The 22,933-nt window shown below is 48.0% G+C and carries 14 protein-coding genes; 4 read left to right on the top strand and 10 right to left on the bottom strand.

All coding sequences use genetic code 11. From position 1 onward, the window contains the following. The first annotated feature begins 7 nt into the window (after positions 1 to 7). Positions 8 to 2,539 carry a transglycosylase domain-containing protein gene (locus tag GN277_RS06640; protein WP_159750380.1) on the top strand — a complete coding sequence of 844 codons (2,532 nt, stop codon included), beginning with the start codon at positions 8 to 10 and terminating at the stop codon, positions 2,537 to 2,539. A 59-nt stretch (positions 2,540 to 2,598) separates the two neighbouring features. On the opposite strand, the gene GN277_RS06635 is transcribed toward GN277_RS06640, so the two are convergent. The 4 genes from GN277_RS06635 to ftsH all read right to left on the bottom strand — a co-directional run bounded on the left by GN277_RS06635 (position 2,599) and on the right by ftsH (position 8,355). After that, positions 2,599 to 3,531, bottom strand: a complete 933-nt coding sequence (locus GN277_RS06635) for an ROK family glucokinase (protein ID WP_159750379.1) — start codon at positions 3,529 to 3,531, stop codon at positions 2,599 to 2,601. A gap of 17 nt (positions 3,532 to 3,548) precedes the next feature. Beyond that, the gene (hprK, locus tag GN277_RS06630; protein ID WP_159750378.1) at positions 3,549 to 4,475 is read right to left on the bottom strand and encodes an HPr(Ser) kinase/phosphatase; all 927 of its coding nucleotides are present in this window, start codon (positions 4,473 to 4,475) and stop codon (positions 3,549 to 3,551) included. 33 nt (positions 4,476 to 4,508) lie between these two features. Further along, on the bottom strand, positions 4,509 to 6,347 hold the full coding sequence (gene uvrC / locus GN277_RS06625; RefSeq protein WP_159750377.1) for an excinuclease ABC subunit UvrC: 1,839 nt from the start codon (positions 6,345 to 6,347) through the stop codon (positions 4,509 to 4,511). 97 nt (positions 6,348 to 6,444) lie between these two features. Then, on the bottom strand, positions 6,445 to 8,355 hold the full coding sequence (gene ftsH / locus GN277_RS06620) for an ATP-dependent zinc metalloprotease FtsH (RefSeq protein ID WP_159750376.1): 1,911 nt from the start codon (positions 8,353 to 8,355) through the stop codon (positions 6,445 to 6,447). A gap of 191 nt (positions 8,356 to 8,546) precedes the next feature. Between ftsH and GN277_RS06615 the strand changes: the two genes are divergently transcribed. Both GN277_RS06615 and GN277_RS06610 read left to right on the top strand, forming a co-directional pair. Then, positions 8,547 to 10,040 carry a DUF1846 domain-containing protein gene (locus GN277_RS06615; protein ID WP_159750375.1) on the top strand — a complete coding sequence of 498 codons (1,494 nt, stop codon included), beginning with the start codon at positions 8,547 to 8,549 and terminating at the stop codon, positions 10,038 to 10,040. 46 nt (positions 10,041 to 10,086) lie between these two features. Next, positions 10,087 to 11,694 carry a CTP synthase gene (locus tag GN277_RS06610; protein ID WP_159750374.1) on the top strand — a complete coding sequence of 536 codons (1,608 nt, stop codon included), beginning with the start codon at positions 10,087 to 10,089 and terminating at the stop codon, positions 11,692 to 11,694. Between the two features lie 107 nt (positions 11,695 to 11,801). Here the strand turns inward: GN277_RS06610 and glf are convergent, their stop codons facing one another. The 3 genes from glf to GN277_RS06595 form a co-directional block, all read right to left on the bottom strand. Continuing rightward, positions 11,802 to 12,932 (bottom strand): UDP-galactopyranose mutase, encoded by a 1,131-nt coding sequence (gene glf, locus GN277_RS06605; protein WP_159750373.1) that lies wholly within the window; start codon positions 12,930 to 12,932, stop codon positions 11,802 to 11,804. 116 nt (positions 12,933 to 13,048) lie between these two features. Further along, complete coding sequence (locus GN277_RS06600) at positions 13,049 to 16,234, bottom strand: AAA family ATPase (protein WP_159750372.1); 3,186 nt, start codon at positions 16,232 to 16,234, stop codon at positions 13,049 to 13,051. 3 nt (positions 16,235 to 16,237) lie between these two features. After that, positions 16,238 to 17,437 (bottom strand): exonuclease SbcCD subunit D, encoded by a 1,200-nt coding sequence (locus tag GN277_RS06595; protein ID WP_159750371.1) that lies wholly within the window; start codon positions 17,435 to 17,437, stop codon positions 16,238 to 16,240. A gap of 81 nt (positions 17,438 to 17,518) precedes the next feature. On the opposite strand from GN277_RS06595, the gene GN277_RS06590 reads away from it, so the two are divergent. Further along, positions 17,519 to 18,181: a YkgJ family cysteine cluster protein gene (locus GN277_RS06590; protein WP_159750370.1), complete on the top strand. Its 663-nt coding sequence runs from the start codon at positions 17,519 to 17,521 to the stop codon at positions 18,179 to 18,181. A 34-nt stretch (positions 18,182 to 18,215) separates the two neighbouring features. Here the strand turns inward: GN277_RS06590 and GN277_RS06585 are convergent, their stop codons facing one another. The 3 genes from GN277_RS06585 to leuS form a co-directional block, all read right to left on the bottom strand. After that, entirely contained in the window at positions 18,216 to 19,037 is an 822-nt protein-coding gene (locus GN277_RS06585; protein WP_159750369.1) for a hypothetical protein, read from the bottom strand. Between the two features lie 20 nt (positions 19,038 to 19,057). Continuing rightward, a complete protein-coding gene (locus GN277_RS06580; protein ID WP_244324622.1) occupies positions 19,058 to 20,017 on the bottom strand; it encodes an HAD family hydrolase in 960 nt (319 codons plus the stop codon). Between the two features lie 76 nt (positions 20,018 to 20,093). Continuing rightward, on the bottom strand, positions 20,094 to 22,523 hold the full coding sequence (gene leuS, locus GN277_RS06575) for a leucine--tRNA ligase (RefSeq protein ID WP_280178597.1): 2,430 nt from the start codon (positions 22,521 to 22,523) through the stop codon (positions 20,094 to 20,096). Between the last annotated feature and the right edge of the window lie 410 nt (positions 22,524 to 22,933).

The following is a 22,933-nucleotide window of genomic DNA, read 5'->3' as shown; positions in this document are numbered from 1 at the left end:
TTAACATATGAACTATGGTAAGAAAAAAGCTTCACAAAAGCAAAAAAAGATAACGTCCAAGTCCACCATGCAGGGGAAGCGGATCGGTGTACGGCTTTTTAAGGCATTTCTTCTCTGCCTGATTGTGGTTGCAGTCGTTGGCGTCGCCGGAGTCGGTGTATTTGCCAAGAAGATTATTGACAACAGCCCAGAGATTACGCCCGACGACGTTAAACCTAAGGGATTTACCTCTATCGTATTTGCGGATGACGGTACCACAGAGATTGCCCGTTTCGTAAAATCAGGCGCTAATCGTACCTCCAAGTCCATAAGTGAGATTCCGGAGAACCTGCAGCATGCCTTTGTTGCAGTCGAGGATGAACGTTTTTATGACCACAACGGAATTGACTTGCAGGGAATCATCCGTGCCGGAGTGATTGGTATCACCACCGGAGACTTTTCCCAGGGTGCAAGTACGCTGACCCAGCAGTTGATTAAGAACAACGTCTTTCCGGATTTCGTGAATGAGGAGACCTTTTACGACAGGCTGGAGCGAAAGCTTCAGGAGCAGTTCCTTGCAGTCCAGATTGAAAAACAGATGGACAAGAACGCCATCATGGAGAGCTATCTGAACACCATTAACTTAGGTCAGAACTGTCTGGGTGTACAAGCTGCCGCCAAGCGGTATTTCGGCAAAGAGGTGAACGACCTGTCTCTGTCAGAATGTGCCGTCATCGCCGGCATTACCCAGAGCCCCTCAAGGCTGAATCCCATCACCAATCCGGAGGACAACGCCAAGCGAAGGAAAAAAGTACTGGATGATATGCTGGAGCAGGGATATATCGACCAGGCAGCCCACGACGAGGCTATGGCGGATGACGTCTATTCCAGAATCCAGACCGTCAACAGCGTTACCAATGATAACAGCCCTTACAGTTACTTTGTGGACGCCCTTGTCTTACAGGTGATTGACGATCTTATGGAACAGCTTGGTTATACTGAGACACAGGCTTACAACGCTGTGTACAGCGGAGGCTTGAGTATTTACTCTACCCAAAACCTGATGATGCAGCAGATTTGCGACGAGGAGGCCAATAATGACGCCAACTATCCAAACCTTAAGGAATATGGTCTGGACTGCGCCATCACCGTAACCCGCGCCGACGGGACTGTGGAGAATTTCAGCTCCGGACACATCAAGCAATATGTGAAGAACACACGGGGAGACCCCCAGGGGCTTGTCTACTCCAGCGAGGAGGCTGCACGGGCCATGGTGGAGGAATGGAAATCAACCATCGCCAGGGAAGGGGACACATACGATGAAAATATTAACATCACGCCGCAGCCCCAGGCTTCTGTAACTATTATTGATCAGAACACAGGCCAGATTAAGGCAATGGTGGGCGGACGCGGTGCGAAGGCAACCAGCTTGGGACTGAACCGTGCTTACCAGGGCTCAAAAAGACAGCCTGGTTCCTGTTTTAAGATCCTTGCCGCTTATGGCCCTGGTATGGATTCCTGCGGGAAGACTCTTGCCACTGTCATTAAGGACGAGCCTTACACCTTGAGGAACGGTAAAGTCTTAAGGAATGCCAACGGCCGTTACGGCGGAGACACCACCATCCGAAAAGCGATTACCTGGTCCAACAACGTATGTGCAGTCAAGTTAAGCGACGAGATTACTCAGCAGTTAGGTTTTGAATACTGTGAAAAATTCGGCATCTCAACGCTGGTTAAGAGTAAGACGACGGATGCCGGCGTATTCAGCGATTTGGATAACCAGACCCTTGCACTGGGCGGTCTTACAGACGGCGTCTATAATTACGAGATCTGTTCCGCTTACGCGTCAATCGCTAATGGAGGTGTGTACAACTCACCTACCTTATATACGAAGATACTGGACCACGACGGCAATGTGCTGTTAGAGGGAACCGGCGAGACCCGTACCGTAATCAAGGACAGTACGGCAGCTCTTCTTACCAGCGCCATGCAGGATGTAGTGAACGGCGGTACTGGCTCCCGCGCACAGCTTCCCAACATGCCTGTGGCAGGTAAGACCGGTACAACAAGCGATAATAAGGATATTTGGTTCTGTGCATTTACACCATACTATACCTGTGCTGTGTGGAGTGGATATGACGATAACAAAGAACTGAACAACACTGTTTTCCATCTGCAGCTCTGGAAAAGTATTATGAGCAGGATTCATGCGCCTTTGGAAAGAAAGGAATTCACCATGCCTCCATCGGTAGAGCAGAAGACTGTGTGCTCCATCAGCGGCATGCTGGCCGTACCAGGAAGCTGTCCAGGAATTACAGAGTATTTTGCTACGGATATCCTGCCGACGGAGCGATGCACCGGACATGGCTACAGTTACGATGACAGCGACGAAGGCGAAGAAGATGAAGAAGAAGAAGATACAACGGATCCTGGTACATCCATGTTTCCAGATCTTGTAGATCCAACGCCGACTCCGACACCTGATCCGACGCCAACGCCTGACCCGACGCCAACGCCTGATCCACCGGACACACCAGACCCAGTAGTACCCGTTGAATGATAAAATACCGGCAAGAGTATGAATCTATACTCTGCCGGTATTTTTAATCTTTTAATCTTTTACAAGATCAGCTTCGCCGCTCCGCAGATTCCCGCATCATTTCCCAACTCTGCCAGAACAAACTTCGTCTCCTTATTGGCAAAAAAAGCTTTTTCCGTAAAATATTTTTCAATATATTTAAGCAGGATACTCCCAGCCTTAGACACTCCGCCTCCAATCACAATCACAGTAGGGTCTGTTACTACTGCAATATTGGCCAATGCATGTCCCAGGTAAGAGCCAAATTCTTCCACAATCTCCTCAGACACTTGATCCCCTTCTTTCAGAGCATCAAATACTGCCTTTGCATCCACCTTCTCCATATCCCGCAAGGAGGAGGGTGCATCATCCTTTGCCAACCGCTTTCTTGCAAGACGGGCAATCCCCGTTGCCGACCCATACTGCTCTAAGCATCCCTGCTTCCCGCATCCGCATCTTTCTGTTTCTTCGTAGTTCACACACAGATGGCCAATCTCACCGCCTGCGCCGTGGGCACCTGTCAACGGCTGTCCGTTCACAATCACTCCCCCTCCCACGCCGGTACCAAGGGTGACCATAATCATATTCTTATGTCCTTTGCCCGCACCTAACCACATCTCTCCAAGGGCCGCTACATTGGCGTCATTGCCTGCCGCCACCTTCATACCGGTCAATTCCTTCATCTCTCGGCTTACCTCTTTATAGCCCCATCCCAGATTCGCCGTATTCTGTACGATTCCCTCTTCATCAACAGGAGCCGGTATTCCAATTCCGATCCCTGACATCTGTGAAGATGTCAGCCCCTTCTCCTCCATCTTCTTTTTCAAGGCTTCTGCCACATCTGGAAGGATTGCCTCCCCCTCATTTTCGGTACGGGTCTTAATCTCCCATTTATCCAGCAGCACTCCGTCAGTCTGAAAAAGTCCAATCTTCACCGTAGTTCCCCCGATATCAACACCAAAACAATAATCCATCCTTTTGCCCTCTCCTCCTATTTTTTTGTAAGATTCTGCTGTACCCGCTTATACAACTCCTGAGCCGCATTGTAGCCCATCTTCTTCTGCCGGTAATTAATTGCCGCCGTCTCCACAATAATCGCCAGATTCCGTCCAGGACGGATGGGAAGCTGGTGGCATACGATTTTATTTCCCAAAAACTCCGTATACTCCTCCTCCATACCAAGCCGGTCGTACTTCTTATCCTTATCCCAGTCCTCAAGCGTAATGACCAAATCAATGTTCTGCGTCTCACGTACACTCTGAACACCGTAAAGAGTCTTGACATCCACAATGCCAATCCCTCGCAGCTCAATGAAATGCCTTGTAATATCCGGTGCTGTCCCTACCAGAGTAGCATCGCTGACCTTGCGAATCTCCACCACGTCGTCGCTGACCAGACGGTGTCCCCTCTTGATTAACTCCAGGGCAGCCTCGCTCTTTCCAATTCCGCTCTCCCCCATAATCAAAACTCCCACGCCATATACATCCACCAGGACCCCGTGGATAGAGATACAGGGTGCCAGCTCGACATTCAGCCACCGGATAATCTCCGCCGTAAACTGGGCGGTCTTCTTCTCTGTATTAAAGACCGGGATATTCGCCGCCTCCGCCATCTCAAGCAGCATCTCCTCCGGCTTTAAACTCCTTGAGAAAACAATACATGGAATCGGATAGGACAATAACTGGGTGTAAATCTCCCGTTTATGTTCCTCATCCATCTTTTCCAGAAATGTATACTCCACATACCCAATCAGTTGTACCCGATCAGAATCAAAATGTTCAAAATATCCTGTAAGCTGCAGCGCCGGACGGTTAATGTCCGGTATCTCGATGGTCTTATCTCCGATATCCACATTAGGGGTAAGATTCTTAAGATCCATCTTCTCTACAACCTTCTTTAACTCAACTCTACCTGCCATAATCTTCTCCTTTCTTGGTAAGATTATATCACATCAATGAAAAAAGTCATAGACATCCTGTGCAGATTTTTCATTCATTGACGGAAGTTCCTTTAGCTCCTCGACCGTAGCATTCTTAATGGCGTCGATATTCTCGAAATGGCGCATCAGAGCCTTACGTCTTGCAGGTCCTACCCCTTTAATATCATCCAGAATAGAATGTACCTGGTTCTTTCCCCGCAGCTGCCTGTGAAATGTTATGGCAAATCTGTGGGCTTCATCCTGAATCCTGGTAATGAGCCGGAAGCTCTCGGAATTCTTATCAATGGAAATCTCCTCATTCTGATAGTACAAGCCCCTGGTACGGTGATTGTCGTCCTTGACCATGCCGCATACAGGAATATCCAGTTGAAGCTTTTCAAGCACCTTAAGGGCAACGTTCACCTGCCCCTTTCCTCCGTCCATGAGAAGCAGATCCGGAAATGCGGTAAAGCCTCCCATATCCTTTCCTTCCTCCTGCTCACGCATCCCATGCTGGAAACGACGGGTCAGCACCTCCTCCATGCTGGCGTAATCGTCCGCCCCCTTTACTCCCTTAATCTTAAACTTCCGGTAGTCATTGCGCTTGGGCTTCCCTCTCTCATAGACCACCATAGAGCCTACCGACGCAAACCCACTGGTATTGGAAATATCAAAGGCCTCCATCCGCACAATCCCGTGAAGCCCCAACATTTTTTCAAGCTCTTTGACCGCGCCGATGGTCCTGCCCTCCTCACGCTTTAACCTCTCCTTGTCTGTGCTCAATACCAGCGCCGCGTTTTTCCTTGCCAGCTCTACCAGCTTTTCCTTGGTTCCCTTCTTAGGAATCCGCAAATGTACGCGGTGTCCCCGCCTTTTTGTCAGCCATTCCTCAATGACCTCCATATCCTCCACCGCCTCCGGCAGCATCAGCTCGGCAGGAATATAAGGCGTTCCTGCATAAAACTGTTTGATAAAGCTGGATAAAATCTCACTCTCCTTCTCACCCTTCACGATTTTAAGATAGAAGTGATCCCTTCCAATCAGACGGCCGCCACGAATGAAGAATACCTGAACTACCGCATCCTCCTCCTCAACTGCAGCCGCAAGGATATCCCGATCGTCGCCCGCCGTGTCTGTAATCTTCTGCTTCTGGGCAATCTTGCGCACACTTAAGAGCAGTTCGCGGTACTCAATCGCCTTCTCAAACTCCATGGCCTCTGACGCCTCCTGCATCTTCCCCTCCAGCTCTTTTAAAATAATATCATAATTTCCGTTCAGGAAATGTACCACCTCATGAATGGACTGACGGTAATCCTCCTGAGAAATATACCCCTGGCAGGGCGCCTTGCACTGATGAATGTGGTAATTCAGACAGGGCCTTTCCTTCCCAATATCCTTAGGCAGCTTCCTGTTGCAGCTTCGGATGCTGTACAGCTTGCGAATTAACTCTATGGTATCCTTCACAGCCCCTGCGCTGGTGTAGGGCCCAAAATATTTGGCTTTGTCCTTTGCCATCATTCTCGCCAGCATAATCCGTGGAAAGGGCTCGTCTACCGTCACCTTGATAAACGGATAACTCTTATCATCCATCAGCATCGTGTTATATTTGGGCCGGTGCTCTTTAATCAGATTGCACTCCAACACTAACGCCTCAAGTTCAGAGTCTGTAACGATATACTCAAAACGGACAATATGAGTCACCATCTGCTCAATCTTAACGCCCTTAGTGCGGCTGCTCTGAAAATACTGGCGGACCCTGTTCTTCAGACTAATCGCCTTTCCCACATAGATGATGTCGTCCCTTTCATCATGCATAATATATACGCCAGGTTTGCCTGGCAGCTTCTTCAATTCCTCCTGAATATCAAACATGAGAACTCCTTATCATTTCATAATTTTGCAGAAAGCTTCTGACGCATAAAAGCCCGGAATGGTGAGATTCCGGGGCTTTTTATTATTTTTCATTGGTTTATACCGGATTCATAGCAATCCGTTCTTCTGTCTTTTCCTTCTTGTCTTCCGGATTGATTCCTTCTACTTCGTGGAAAATCTCCATGAATTCCTTTCCGGTAATCGTCTCTTTTTCTATGAGAAACGCCGCTATTTTATCCAATGCCTTCCTGTGGCCAGAAAGGAGTTTCTTAGCCGACTCGTAGGAATCCTTCAAAAGCTTCATCACTTCCTTATCAATCTCAGAAGCCGTCTTCTGTCCGCAGTTGGATACTGCCCTTCCGTCCAGATAACGGTTCTGAATAGATTCAAGGCCAATTAACCCGAACTTCTCGCTCATACCGTACTGGGTCACCATCGCACGCGCCACTTTGGTAGCTTTCTCAATGTCATTGGAGGCGCCTGTGGTCACAGTGTCAAAAACAATCTCCTCCGCAGCCCGCCCTGCCAATAAGCCTACTAGCATTGCGTCTAACTCCTTCTTGGTATTCAAAAACTTTTCTTCCTCCGGAGTCTGCATCACATATCCCAGAGCGCCCATGGTTCGCGGCACAATGGTAATCTTCTGTACCGGCTCTGCATCCTTCTGCAATGCGCTCACCAGCGCATGGCCCACCTCATGATAGGAAACAATACGTCTCTCCTCCTGGCTCATGATGCGATCCTTCTTCTCTTTTCCTACCAGCACAACCTCCACCGCTTCAAAAAGATCCGCCTGTGATACGGCAGTTCTTCCGTTCTTAACTGCATTAATCGCCGCCTCGTTAATCATGTTGGCAAGGTCAGACCCTACGGCGCCGCTTGTGGCCAGTGCAATGGCCTCCAAATCCACCGTCTCGTCCATGCGCACGTCCTTGGAATGTACCTTAAGAACGTCCACCCTGCCCTTAAGATCCGGCTTCTCCACAATGATACGCCGGTCAAAACGTCCCGGACGAAGAAGGGCCGGGTCCAGAATCTCCGGTCTGTTGGTTGCCGCCAAAAGCACAAGTCCTTTATTGCTCTCAAAACCATCCATCTCCGCCAGTAGCTGGTTTAAGGTCTGCTCACGCTCGTCGTTGCTGTTCAACTGATTGTCACGGCTCTTTCCGATCGCGTCAATCTCGTCGATGAAAATGATACAAGGCGCCATCTGCTGTGCCTGCTTGAACAGGTCCCGGACTCTGGACGCACCTACGCCCACATACATTTCCACAAAGGCAGAGCCACTCAAAGAAAAGAAGGGCACCTTCGCCTCTCCGGCAACCGCCTTGGCAAGCAGGGTCTTACCAGTTCCCGGCGGCCCCACCAGAAGGGCTCCCTTGGGAAGCTTGGCGCCTACGCTGGTATATTTTCCAGGATTGTGGAGGAAATCCACAACCTCCTGTAAGGACTCCTTGGCTTCATCCTGACCTGCCACATCCTTGAAGGTAACGCCGGTCTGCTTCTCCACATACATCTTGGCATTGCTCTTGCCAATTCCCATCATTCCGCCGCCTTTTGCCATCTTTCGAGTCATCCAGACGAAAACGCCTACAAGCACCGCAATCGGCAAAAGCGTTAGCAAGGTCTGGGCCACGACGGCAGACGTGGTATCCGGAATCTGCTGGCTGAACTTCACTCCAGCCTTGTCAAGACGCTCTGGAAGGGACTCGTCACGGACCACTCCGGTATAGTATTCCTTGGCAATCTTCTGCCCCTTCTCCTTCTTCTCTGTAATCACGATTCGGGTGCTGTGGATCACCACTTCCTCTACCTTCTTATCGTCTACCATCTCAAGGAACTCATCATAACTGATCTCGTTATCATCTCCCATTCCCTGAAACTGGAACAATGCCATGACCATGACTGACGTAACCAGTGTCACCAATATGATAAACGATAAGCCCTGCTTATTATTTCTATTATTCTGATTTCTGTTATTCTGGTTATTATTATTCTGGTTGTCCATCTTCTTCCTCCTGTACTACCCTTACATTATACGGACAGCCTGACCGGAAATCAATACAAACATTGCCTGTGACTGCTTTTTTAATGGTTTTTATGGAATTTTTACAATTAAATTGTTTTTCAAATTAAATTATGTTAATATCAAATCAGTTCTGAACATTCGAGTCAAACATAAAGTAAGGGGAATCATCTATGAAAATCGGATTTGACAATGAAAAGTATCTCAAGACACAGTCTGCCCATATACAGGAACGCATTGAGCAGTTCGGCCAGAAGCTCTATCTGGAATTCGGCGGCAAATTATTCGACGATTATCACGCCTCGCGGGTTCTTCCGGGCTTTCAGCCGGACAGCAAGTTAAGGATGCTAAAGCAGCTTTCCGACCAGGCGGAGATTATCATCGCCATCAGCGCTGAGGATATCGAAAAAAACAAGGTCAGGGGTGACTTGGGAATCACCTACGATTCAGACGTGCTAAGGCTGATGAACGCATACCATGAGCAGGGTCTCTATGTGGGAAGCGTAGTAATCACCAAATACAGCGGCCAGGAAAGCGCAAGCCTGTTCAAAAGCCGTCTGGAAAAACTGGGAATCAAGGTGTACAGGCACTATGTTATTCCCGGCTATCCCTCCAACGTACCCTTTATCGTAAGCGACGAGGGCTACGGCAAGAATGATTATATCGAGACATCAAGACCCCTTGCCGTCGTGACCGCCCCAGGTCCCGGAAGCGGCAAGATGGCGGTCTGCTTATCCCAGCTCTATCAGGAGCACCGGCGCGGTATCTCCGCCGGCTACGCCAAGTTTGAGACGTTTCCAATCTGGAATATTCCGCTTAAACATCCGGTGAATCTGGCCTATGAGGCTGCCACGGCAGATTTGAACGATGTAAATATGATTGACCCCTTCCATCTGGAGGCTTACGGGGAGACTACGGTAAACTACAACCGAGATGTGGAGATATTCCCTGTGCTAAACGCCATGTTCCAGCGCATTTACGGGGAAAGCCCCTACAAATCTCCCACTGACATGGGCGTTAATATGGCCGGAAGCTGCATCTGCGACGATGAGGCATGTAAGGAGGCTTCCCGCCAGGAGATTATCCGAAGATATTACGACTCGTTAAAGAGACTGCTTTTTGGAACCTGCTCAGACTCTGAGGTCATGAAAATCGAGATGCTCATGAACCAGGCAGGAATCAATGTCCATGACCGTCCGGTTGTAGATGCGGCCTTAGAACGGGCAAAGGAAACACAAGCTCCTGCAGCCGCTTTGCAGCTTCGCGACGGACGCATCATTACCGGTAAGACCTCCAATCTTCTGGGAGCCTCCGCCGCCCTGCTTTTAAACGCACTGAAGGAGTTGGCAGGGCTTGAACATGAACGCCACGTTATCTCTCCGGAGGCTATTGAACCCATACAGAAGCTTAAGACACTGTACCAGGGCAGCAAGAATCCCAGGCTTCACACAGATGAAGTCTTGATTGCTCTCTCGGTCAGCGCTGCGACAGACCCATCGGCCAAGCTTGCCTTAGATCAGCTTCCCAAGTTAAGAGGGTGTCAGGTTCATACCTCCGTTATGGTAAGCTCGGTTGACATGAAGCAGTTTAAGAAATTATCCATCCAGGCAACCTTCGAGGCAAAGTATGAAAAAAACTCTGTATTTTTCGGCGGCAAAGGTGTATAATTCAAAAGTATTTTTTTGAACCATATTCAACTTGGAGGTGGATGCCATGGCAGTAAAGTATGTATTTGTAACTGGCGGTGTTGTTTCAGGACTTGGGAAAGGGATTACGGCCGCATCACTGGGCAGACTCTTAAAAGCCCGTGGTTATACGGTAACCATGCAGAAGTTTGATCCTTATATTAATATTGACCCAGGCACCATGAATCCCGTTCAGCACGGCGAGGTTTTCGTAACCGACGACGGTGCGGAGACGGATTTAGACCTGGGGCATTATGAGCGCTTCATTGACGAAAGCCTGAGTAAGAATTCCAACGTTACCACCGGTAAAATCTACTGGTCGGTTCTTCAAAAGGAGCGAAGGGGCGATTTTGGCGGTGGAACGGTACAGGTTATCCCTCATATCACCAATGAGATTAAGAATCGCTTCTACCGCAACCCTTCCGCAGAACACACGGAGATTGCTATTATTGAGGTGGGCGGTACGGTGGGCGATATCGAGAGCCAGCCCTTCTTAGAGGCCATCCGACAGTTCCAGCATGAGAAAGGCCACGAGAATGTCATCCTGATCCATGTGACCTTAATTCCCTATCTGCGGGCATCCCAGGAGATGAAGACCAAGCCCACCCAGGCAAGCGTCAAGGACCTTCAGGGAATGGGAATCTGGCCGGACATTTTAGTATGCCGTTCCGAGCACCCTCTCGACGTGGGAATCAAGGACAAGATTGCCCTGTTCTGCAATGTTCCCTCCAATCGGGTACTGCAAAACCTTGATGTTGAGTATCTGTATGAGGCGCCGCTGGCAATGGAGGAGGAAAATCTGGCTGGCGTTGTCTGTGAATGTCTGCACCTTGACTGTCCTGAACCTGATCTTAAGGATTGGACTGAGATGGTGGACTATCTGAAGCATCCCAATGCCGAGATTACAGTCGCATTAGTAGGTAAATACATCCAACTCCACGACGCCTACATCAGTGTGGTGGAGGCCCTAAAGCACGGCGGAATCTTCAGTCGGGCGACCGTGAATATCAAATGGATTGATTCTGAGACTGTGACTTCTGAAAATATTGCCTCTGTCATGGAAAAGGTCAGCGGAATCCTGGTTCCCGGCGGCTTCGGACACCGAGGCGTTGACGGCAAATTAGAGGCCATCCGCTATGCCCGCACCCACGGCGTCCCGTTTCTGGGACTGTGTCTGGGAATGCAGCTCGCCATCGTGGAATTTGCCAGAAACGTACTGGGATACAACGACGCCCACAGCGCAGAATTAGACCCAGGCACCACCCATCCGGTCATTCATATCATGCCTGAGCAGATTGGAGTGGAGGAAATTGGCGGCACCCTGCGCCTTGGCTCATACCCTTGCGTTCTCGCTGAAAACTCCAGGGCTTATCAGTTGTACGGATGCAAAGAGATAAAGGAACGCCACAGACACCGGTACGAAGTCAATAACGATTACCGCGAAAAACTGACGGCCAACGGAATGAAGCTCTCCGGTCTGTCGCCGGATGGGAATATTGTGGAAATGATTGAACTAACGGAGCACCCATGGTTCATTGCCACACAGGCACATCCGGAATTAAAATCCAGACCGAACCGCCCCCACCCGCTGTTTCGCGGATTTATTGAGGCGGCCCTTAAATACAGAGACCAGTAAACTGTCTCATTCACATTTCGCTAAAATGCCTATAATGTTGCCTTAACAGAAAAACTACAAGATATGATTTCATTTGTCATATCCTGTAGTTTTTGTATTGTAAGTCCCTAACCTATATTTTCTCTCACACATGCAAGTGCTGCTGCCACAACCTGATGCATATCATAGTAGCGATACATGCCCAGACGTCCGCCGAAGATAACCCCCTCCTCTTTGTCCGCCAGCGCTTTATATTTCTCATAGAGAGCGTTATTCTTCTCATCATTCATAGGGTAGTATGGCTCAGCTTTCTTTGTCCAGGATGCCGGATATTCTCTAGTAATCACCGTCTTGGGATTTATTGCCCCTGTATTGCCATATCCGCCCTGGCATCCGTACTCAAAATGCTTATGCTCGATAATCCGTGTGTACGGAATCTCATATTCTGTGTAATTCACCACAGCATTTCCCTGATAATTCTCCATATCCAGTGTTTCCGTCTCGAATCTTAAGCTTCTGTATTCCAGCTCTCCATAACAGTAATCATAATAAGCGTCAATCATTCCGGTAAATACAAGCTTGTCCGCCTGCTGCTTAAGCGCGTCACGCTCATCAAAAAAGTCCGTATTCAGGCGTACCTCAATCCCGTCCAGCATCTTCTCAATTATCTGGGTATAGCCCCCAATAGGAATTCCCTGATACTTGTCGTTAAAATAGTTATTGTCATACACGAAGCGCACCGGAAGCCGACGGATAATAAAGCTTGGAAGCTCAGTCGCCCTCTTTCCCCACTGTTTCTCCGTGTAGCCCTTCACCAGCTTCTCATAGATATCCTTCCCCACCAGTGAAATCGCCTGCTCCTCCAGATTTTTCGGCTCAGTGATTCCTGCTTCCTCTATCTGTCTGTCAATGATCTCCTTCGCTTCCCCAGGCGTCTTGGCGCCCCACATCTTACTGAACGTATTCATGTTAAATGGAAGATTGTATAATTCATCCCCATATCTTGCCACCGGACTGTTGGTATAGCGGTTAAATTCTGCAAACTGCTGCACATAATCCCACACAGCTTTGTCCGACGTGTGGAAAATATGGGCGCCGTACTCATGTACCTGAATTCCCTCCACTTCTTTCGTATAAATATTTCCTCCAATATGATTCCTTCGGTCAATCACAAGTACACGCTTGCCCGCCTTGTTTGCTTCATACGCAAAGATTGCGCCAAAAAGACCGGCGCCTACAATCAAATAATCATACTTCATTTCGTTTTCTCCTCTCTCTTTCTAATAATATATCCTTTTTTGCCGGTATTTTCAACTCTTTGTCAAAAATCACCTGTCATGCCGTAACAGTTGAGCCTTCCAGCTTCACTGTTACGTCATGCCCACTTTGCCTTACTCCCTTTCTCCGACTTGCTGACCAGCAGTTTACATTCAATCTGCTCCTTTAATTCATTTACATGGGAAATGATTCCAACCAGCATCTTCTCATCTGCAAGCTCTGTCAAAATCCGAATAGCCTGCCCTCTTGCCGAATCATCCAGAGAGCCAAAGCCTTCGTCTACGAACATGGTATCCAGACGAATGGCACCCGCCGCGTTCTGGACGATATCCGAAAGCCCTAGCGCCATAGACAGAGACGCCATAAAGGATTCTCCGCCGGACAATGTCTTAACGTCCCGCACAGAATCGCTTGCCATATGGTAGATATCCAGATTAAGGCCAGCCTGTCCCTGGCTTGCCAAAGCCTTCAGTTCCCGACACTGAAGAATAAATTCCCCTGACGTCATACGGATAAGCCTTCTGTTGGCTGCATGTATGATTTGTTTAAAATACTGTCTCTGCACATACGTCTCAAAATCCAGCTTCACCGCGCCGCTTAAAGTGCCATTGGCCGTCTTGCTTAGATTCCCAATCATCTCATACTGCCGCTTAAATTCTCCATCCTTCTTAAGATAGGCCATTAACCGATTTTGAACCTCCCGATTCTTCTGATTCCCAGTATAGAGCCGGATATATTCCTCCTGAGTCTTCTTCTGTGCCTTCTCTGCCACCTCAATTTCTCCCTCAAGCTGGGAAAGCTTTGCTCTTTCCTTCCCCTCCAACTGCTCATTAAGAGACTTTTTCCTGCCGGCAGTCTCGTTTACCAGTGTGTGGAATTCCTTAATCCTCCCCTCTAACTCCTCCATATACTCCGGTGATAATTTCCCTTCCAAATATGCCTTCTCATCCCCAAAGCCCTGCTCATTAAGGGACGACTCATAATTCACCTGGCACGACTTTACTTCCTCCTCCTGCTGCCAAAGAGTCTCCCTGCAGCTTGTCCTCTGGCCCTCCAGCTTCTTCAATTCTTCTACAGACTCACGCTCCTTCTTCTCTGCCTGATCATAAGACGCTCTGGCTGTCTCAAGTATATTCTTCAATTCATCTATCCGTTCCTTTGCCTGTAGCTCTGAAGGAAAGGGCAAGCTCTCCTCCTTCATTCGGATTTCTGTCTCCAAACGCTTTCCCTCCATCAAGAGCTTTTCATACTCTGATTTTGCCTGCTCATAAGACTTTTTAAGACCTTCAAGTTTTTCCTTCAGTCCCTTTTCCGCCTCCGCCGCCTGTCTGTAGCTTTCTGTCTCTCGCTTCACCTGCTTAAGCTCTGCCCTCGTTTTCTCTGCTGCACGCTCATTCTCTGCAAGTGCCTCCTGTATTGATGCCCGAAGCATACCGTCGCCGTCTTTGAAGGACGCCTGCTCCTTCTCCCCCATAACTCTTTCATATTCTCTGGCAAATGCCCCTCTTGCCGCCTCACATCTTGCTGCCTGCTCATGAAGCCGCGCCACAGACTGTTCTCTTTTCTCCTCAGCCAAATCTCTTTCCTTCTTCGCCTTCTCTACCTCAGCCTGGGTCGGCGCTCCCTCTGTCAGCTTACGGATATTGGGATGCTCCCATGAGCCGCATACAGGGCATGGCCTTCCAGGCTCCAACTGACCCGCAAGAATCCCCGCCTGTTCCGCAAGAAATGCCTGATACCGTTCCTCGTAATCCTGAAGCACAGCCAGATATGATTGCTGGGCCTTCTCTGCCTGCCTCCTTCTTGTCTGCCCTTCTTTTTCTTCTTCCACAAGCTGGCTCCACTGGCTTTCCAACTGTTGAAGGTCACGGCTCCTTTCGGTCTGCTGCGCCTCCCTTAGAAGCAGTCCATCCATCTTTCCAGGACTCTGGGCATATTTTTCCTGAAGTCCTCTGGTACGCTCTATGTTTTTCTTCAAATCATCAAGAGACTCCTTCTGCCTTTCCTGCTCTCCATGCTTCTTCTGAAGCCTGTCGTCCTCCAAAACAAAGGTCTGCCGGAGTTTAAGAAGCTGCCCGTATTGGGGCAGCACCTCCTCAAGCCTTAAAAGCTCGGCATTAGAGGTTTTCTCCTGCCATAAAAGTTCCTCCTTTAGCCTTACCTTTTCCTCTTTGGCTTCCTTCGCACAAGCCTGCAAGGCTTCCCATCCTCTCTCAAGCTCGTCTATATTTTTCTTAAGCTTTTTTGCTGCTTCCCTACTTTCGGCAAGCTTAGTCTCATAAGCCTTCACCTTTTCCGCCCTCTGCCCAGTCTTAAGCTTTGCTTCCCACTCCTTACACTCCTGCTCTTTTCCTGCGATTTCCTCTGCATCACGGCAAATCTTATCAAATGCGTCAAACAAACGATTTAAAGTCTCTCCCTCTTTTTTCCTCCCGTTTAACTCCTCCAACTTCTTCTGCAAGGCTTCCGCCTGCTTCTTTTTCTCCTTTTCCAATGAAACTCCCGCTTTTATAAGCTCTTTTAATGCCTCAAGCCCTTCTTCGTAGGGAATCATATCGTAATTTATTAACTCTCTCCACCGTTCCACAAAGGCGCCCTCGTCTAAAAACGCAAGATTTCCTGCAAATTCAACCCTTTCCATCTCCTGTCTTGCAGACCGAAGGTTACTCTCCAACTGCGTATACAGCTCGCCTGCACGCCTTTTTAACTCCTCCTGCACCCGATTATACAGTTTGGTCTTAAAAATCTTTGAAAATATCTTTCTGCGCTCCTTTGATTCTGCGTGAAGCAGTCTCAAGAAATCTCCCTGGGCAATCATGGCAATCTGGGTAAACTGCTCGGCATCCATGCCCATAATCTCCACAAGCTTCTGGTCCGTCTCCCGCTTTTTCCCACGATACACGCTTCCATCTGGCAGGATCAGCTCAACCTTCGCAGCCTCCTTTACGTATCTTGGAGAGCCGTCTGCATACCGCCTCTTTCCAAGCCTAAGATATTCCGGATTCCGGCGTACCGTATATATTTCCTCACGGTAGGAAAAGGTAAGCTCCACATAAGTATCTGCATCCTCCGACGCATACTGGCTTCTCATCATATTCCCGTCACGGGCTTTGCCGCTGGTCTTGTCGTACAGGGCGTAGGTAATCGCGTCAAATACCGTCGTCTTTCCTGCACCCGTATCCCCTGTAATGAGAAACAGGCCATGACTTACCCCTTGAAAATCAATCTCTGTCTTTTCCCCATATGAGCCAAATGCCGACATGATTAATCTGACTGGTTTCAAATCTTATTCCTCCTTTGCCTGCTCAAAGATCTGGCGCATCATCTCCACTTCCTCATCCTTAAGCCTCGTCCCCTGAATCTCCTCGTAAAAATCTTCAAAAATCTCAAGGGGGTCCTTCATGGCCAATTCCTCATCCATCTCACGAAGCTTTTGTCTGGTTCTGGCATTATCCACACGCACCTCCAGGATATGGTCAAACACCTTCTCAAGCTGCTCTTTGGGCTTATACGGCTCTATCTCATCCTTAAGCGTCACGCTGATAAAATCTTCCCTCTCGCCTGCTTCTGCCTGCTTTATAATGTCCTCAAGCTTCCCTGTCTTTTTCTTCACATCCCGCAGAGGATGTAATGGAAGCAGGTCAATCAAGGGCGGCTGTCCCTTCTCCAAAAGGGTCACCACAGTCAGCGTCTTTACATGGCTGCACTCACTGACAGAATATTTCAGAAGCGTCCCGCAATAACGGATATGGGGGCTTCCCACGCTTTGAGGACTGTGCAGGTGGCCAAGAGCCACATAATCAAAATCCTTCACCACACGGATATCTACATTTTCAAGCCCGCCCACGCAAAAGATTTCTGAATCACACGTCATAGGACAGGCGCCAGACATATTACCTGTATAAAACTGGTGGGAAACCAATACATTTCTTCGGTTCTGATAATCAATTTCTTCTCTCTCAAGGATTCTTTGGACTGCATCCGTATATCCAGGGGGACGCTGTAATGCATCCCCTTGGTCATTCGTCTTTAGCGGTTCTCCTTCAAACACATTTCTCACATAAGAAGGCTTCATAAAGGGCAAAAGATAGAAATCAACCTGGCCAAAATCATCCTTAAGCGTCACTTTTCTAAGCCTCTCCTCTCTGTCCCCCAAAACATTTCCTGCCAGATGGATATGATGCTTCTCCAGAATATGAGACGCGTACATAAGCCTCTCCCCAGAGTCATGATTTCCGCTGATAATCAATACCGGAATTGCAGGGACAAGCTCTGACAACTGTGTGAGAAACCAGTCAAAGACCGTCACAGCCTCCGCAGACGGAACAGACCGGTCATAGATGTCGCCTGCAATCACCACAGCATCCGGCTTGATGGCCTTCGCATAGTCCACCACCTCCCTAAGAATCGCCTCCTGCTCCTCCTTTAAGCTATAATGATGAAGCTGTTTGCCAATATGTAAGTCCGACAGGTGAAAAAATTTCATAAAATCTGTTCCTTTCTATTTACATGTGAAGTCAATGTACTTTATAATTTTGGATACTATACAATGAAAAGGAGAAACGATATGTTACGAGATATTGACCTTGATAAAGTGTCAGACGGGAAGCTTTACAGCAGTAATGATATGGCAAAGACAGACTGCAACGGATGCAAGGGCTGCTCCTCCTGCTGTCGTGGCATGGGCAGCTCTATTGTCTTAGATCCTCTGGACACATACAGACTTTGCACAGGACTTAAGAAATCCTTTGAAGAATTATTGAGCACATGCCTTGAGCTAAATGTAGTAGACGGCATCATTCTCCCTAATCTTCGGATGACCGAAAAGGAGGAGGCCTGTGTGTTTCTAAGTGGCGGCCGCTGCAGCATCCACTCCTTACGCCCTGGCATGTGCCGCATCTTTCCTCTGGGACGCTTCTATGAGAACCATTCATTCCAGTATTTTCTGCAGATACATGAGTGTCCTGCCCCTGGTAAGAGCAAGGTCAAGATACGCAAATGGATTGACACCCCTGATATCAAACGCTATGAAGCATTCATTGCAGACTGGCACTATTATCTGAAGCCTCTGCAGGAATACGCCATGGATTTTGAACACGGAGAAAATATCCCAAAACTGAATATGTATATTTTAAAGCAGTTTTATCTGAAACCCTATAGTAAAGAAGGAGATTTTTATCAGGAATTTTATGAAAGGCTTCTGACTGCCAAGGATTTTCTTTTAGGATAGCCAGCCTCAAGGGCATACATTACCATGTGCCCTTTTATATACCCTCTGACAGCCTCATAGCCTCCTGCACGCACCACATACGGTTCCCGTTGTCAACCACATACTTAAGACAGAGTTTAGCGCTCTCCTTTTCACCCAGTCCAAGATAAATCTGAGCCTCCTTCAAGGCAAAGATTACACGGGTCCACGGCCTGCTGGCGTTTCCATTCAGGGCGATCCTATCCCCAAGAAAACCTGCCGCCGCTTGGTAGTCCTGATTCTCAAGGGCTCTGGTCAGATTATTGCCGGCACAGAGGGTCTCAAAATACTTCCATTCTCTCTTATTCTTTGCTCTCACGCTTTGACGGAATCTCTCCTCTAATTCATGAACCTGTTGACCCATCCCTCTTTTAAAATACTGGTCAGACATTAGAATATAATAATTCGCCCTGTGTATCCCTCTAAGCTTATAGACGTTAATCTCCTGAAGCGTCTCCCATGCCCTGTCAAAATTACCCTGGTAATGCTGCGCCAGCGCAATGCTGCACAGTAGTCTGTCCTTATGCAAAAGTCTGCTGCTCTTTTGGAGGCATGCCTCATATAAGAAGGGGTCACATTCTGTCGCAAGAATCTCTGCAATCTTGAGCGAGCCAAAACGCATGATAAGACATGCAACAGCAACCAGCAGCGCATACACAAGACAGATGCTTATTGAAATCAACGCAGAGATTCCTATGCCAAATTTCCACCGTATAAAATCAGAATCGATTTCCCATACCATATAAGACAGATAGGCCACCGCAAGAATGCAGATTCCAATCCCCACTCCCTGATACCGATATAGTTGTGTCCTTCTCTTTCTTACCTCTAACTCCACTATAAATCTCCTCCTGAAGCTCAAATAATCCGTTTTTCCAGATAGACGGCTACGCCATCCTCCTCATTAGTGAGTGTGATATCATCAGCAATGTCTTTGACCTCTTGTATTGCATTGCCCATCGCTACGCCTATCCCACACATCTTTAACATGCCTATATCTGCATAATCATCTCCAAAGGCAATGATTTCTGATACATCAACATGGCAGGCTTCACATACTGCTAATATTGCCTTTTCCTTTGTAATCTCACTTTTCGTAAACTTATACCAATCGCCATCCGAAAAACGCTGACTGTCAAGCTCTGGAAAATGTCCGCATAATTTCTGTGCCAGATTAGAATTGGGTATCTCAACACATATCTTCAAAGCTTCGTACTTAAAGTCTTTAAAATCCGTATATATGCTGTTGCCCCAGCTTTTGTCCTGCTTCGTTGGATTGGTTTTATAATTCCAGTAATGTGCGTCTAATGTGTCAACCGTAATCTCACAATTCATACCGCATATATTTCTTGCTGTTTCAATAAAGCTTCTTGTCTCTGCGGCTGAAAAAGAAGAACAGAGCATTTTTCCCTTTACCCGTATCAATGCCCCGCCGCTGGAAATAAGAATATCCGGCTTCATGTCTCTTAAGAAGCCCAAACAATTTTGCTCACTTCTTGATGTTGAAATACCAATCAAATATCCTTGCTTTCTACATTTGGATAATATTTCCAAAGTATGTTCAGATAGTGTCTTATCATTTCTTAATAAGGTTCCGTCCAAATCAAAAAGCAAGATTCTTTTTGTGTTTTCCATGATGTGTTCCTTTCCTACTTCTTCGGACTCCTGTTCTTCTTCATCAATTTCCTGAACTTGCGCATAACTTGTTTCTGAAAAAGCTTCTAGCATCTTGCGTATCTCATTTTGGACTATGGCGCCTGAACCCAAAGACAGAGTCACCATTAAGATGAGAATTAATTTATATATCTTTTCTTTCATCCATTTCTCCAATTCAATGCAAGAATAGCGTAGATAATGTTCCCACTCCCTACGCTATTTTCATTACACTCTGAAATTATTTCTGCACAATATTAATAATCTTCTTCGGAACATAGATTTCTTTCACAATCGTCCCCGTCAGTTTATCCGCGATTGCCGCCTTACCCGCCGCAATGGCATCCTCCTTGGAGATATCCGCCGCCACAGAAATCACGGCTCTGGTCTTGCCGTTAATCTGTACAGGCACTTCAATCTCGTCATCCTTCATCATCTCTTCATCATAGGTGGGCCATCCCGCAGTAAATACGCTACCCTCGTGTCCTAACTGTTCCCAAATCTCCTCCGCAATATGAGGGGCAAAGGGTGACAGAAGTACCGCCATGGTTGAAAGTGTCTCTTTGTCAATACCGCCCTCTTTCTTTGCAATCTCAATCAGGTTGTTGTTATGCTCCATGAAACCAGAGATTGCTGTGTTAAGGCTAAAGCTTTCCAGACGCTTGGTAATATCGCACACCAATCTGTGACGCTCCTTAACCATTGCCTTGGACGCCTTGATATCTCCATCCTTATTGTCCATTACAAGATTCCACACACGCTTCAGGAAACGGTTCACACCGTCAATTCCACGGTCATCCCACTCGGCATCCAACTCCGGCGGTCCTACGAACAGCTCGTACATCCGCAGAGAATCACATCCATAATCCCGCACCAAATCATCCGGCGAAACCACGTTGCCCTTGGACTTACTCATCTTAATCCCATTCTTGCCTGTAATCATCCCCTGATTAAACAGCTTCTGGAACGGCTCGTCAAAATCAACCGCCCCGATATCACACAAAAACTTGGTATAGAAACGTGAATACAGAAGGTGCAGCACCGCATGCTCCACGCCGCCAATATACATATCCACAGGAAGCAGCGCGTCTGCCTTCTCCCTGGAAACTAATTCTTTGTCGTTATGATTATCCACATACCGCAGGAAATACCAGGAGGACCCTGCCCATTGGGGCATGGTGTTCGTCTCACGCTTCGCCGCCTTTCCACAAACTGGACACTTGCAGTTCACCCACTCCTCGATTCCAGCAAGAGGCGACTCGCCGGTTCCTGTAGGCTCATAAGACTCTACCTCCGGCAGACGAAGCGGCAGCTCATCCTCCGGCACCGGAACATTGCCGCAGTCCGGACAGTGGACAATCGGAATCGGTTCTCCCCAGTAACGCTGGCGGGAGAATACCCAATCGCGCAGCTTATAATTCACAGTGGCACGGCCAATTCCCCTCTCCTCGATGATATGGGGCGCCTCCTTTTTAAGAACCGCAGACTCCATCCCGTTCCATTCTCCGGAATTAATCATGGTTCCGCTGGCCTCTGTATATGCCTCAGTCATATGTTCAATCGCTTTCCCGTCCTTGGCAATAACCTGCACAATGGGAATTCCAAACTTGGTCGCAAACTCAAAGTCCCTGTCATCATGGGCCGGTACGCACATAATCGCCCCCGTACCATAGTCAGCCAGTACATAATCCGACAGCCAGATTGGCGTCTTTTCGCCATTCAATGGGTTGACGGCATAGCTTCCGGTAAACACGCCCGTCTTTTCCTTATCCTGCATACGGTCAACATTGGACTTCATGGACGCCTCGAAAATATATTTCTCCACAGCCTCCCTCGTCTCCTCCGTCGCCAGACTCTTAGCCAGCTCATGCTCAGGCGCCAGCACCATAAAGGTGGCGCCAAACAAGGTATCCGGCCTTGTGGTATAAACCGTAATCTTCTCGTCCCTTCCCTCTATGGGGAAATCTACTTCCGCGCCGTAGGATTTGCCGATCCAGTCTGACTGCATCTTCTTAACCTTCTCCGGCCAGTCTAATTTATCCAAATCATTCAGCAAACGCTCCGCATACGCCGTAATCTTCAGCATCCACTGGCGGAGGTTCTTCTTCGTAACCTCTGCCCCGCAGCGCTCACATTTCCCGTTCACCACTTCTTCATTGGCAAGTCCAGTCTTACAGGAGGGACACCAGTTAATGGGAAATTCCTTCTCGTAGGCAAGCCCTTCCTTAAACATCTTCACAAAAATCCACTGGGTCCACTTATAGAACTTGGGATCAGTAGTATTCACCTCGCGGTCCCAGTCGTAAAGAGCCGCAATCTCATTAATCTGCTTCTTGATGTTCTTCACATTCTCTGCCGTGGAAATCGCTGGATGCACACCCATCTTGATGGCATAATTCTCAGCCGGAAGGCCGAACGCATCCCATCCCATGGGATGAATGATATAATATCCCTGCTGCAGCTTATACCTACTCCACACATCAGAGATTACATACCCTCTCCAGTGGCCAACATGAAGCCCGTTCCCCGAAGGATAAGGAAACATGTCCAGACAATAGTACTTCTGGCGTTCCTTCCCGTTCTCATCCACCTTGACATTGACTGGATTCTTCTCCCAATTCTCACGCCATTTTTTCTCAATCGCTTTATGATTATAAGGTATCTTCGACATAATATTCATACCTCTCTAGTATAATAATGGTGTAGTCAAGAATGACCACTGGTTAATAGTTACAAAGTCCAATCTAATAAATCTATATAGATATAACAGAAGGAGGAGTTCCCCTTCCATCAGAAGTTATAAGGCAACATTATTTACCCTGTCTGAGGTTTCCTTAATGCACCAGACAAAACATAGAGGTATAATCACTGGAGGCAGGATCATTGACGACGCCTCCTTGGGAACTGGCCTTCCGGCTGGTGAAACCTCTTAGAAAGTCTGTCAGTCCATTCGGTGGTGATTTATGTTTTGGCTGGTTGGGAAGCCCCAGGCTATACCTGTATAAACCGCTAGGTTGTGTATCCGCCCTCTGGAAATGGATACCTGCCTGAAAGGATAAAACCATGAAATACCAAAAGTAC

The sequence above is a fragment of the Sporofaciens musculi genome (assembly GCF_009830285.1).
GTDB classification, from domain to species: domain Bacteria; phylum Bacillota; class Clostridia; order Lachnospirales; family Lachnospiraceae; genus Sporofaciens; species Sporofaciens musculi.
This window is presented reverse-complemented; position numbering and strand designations above follow the sequence as displayed.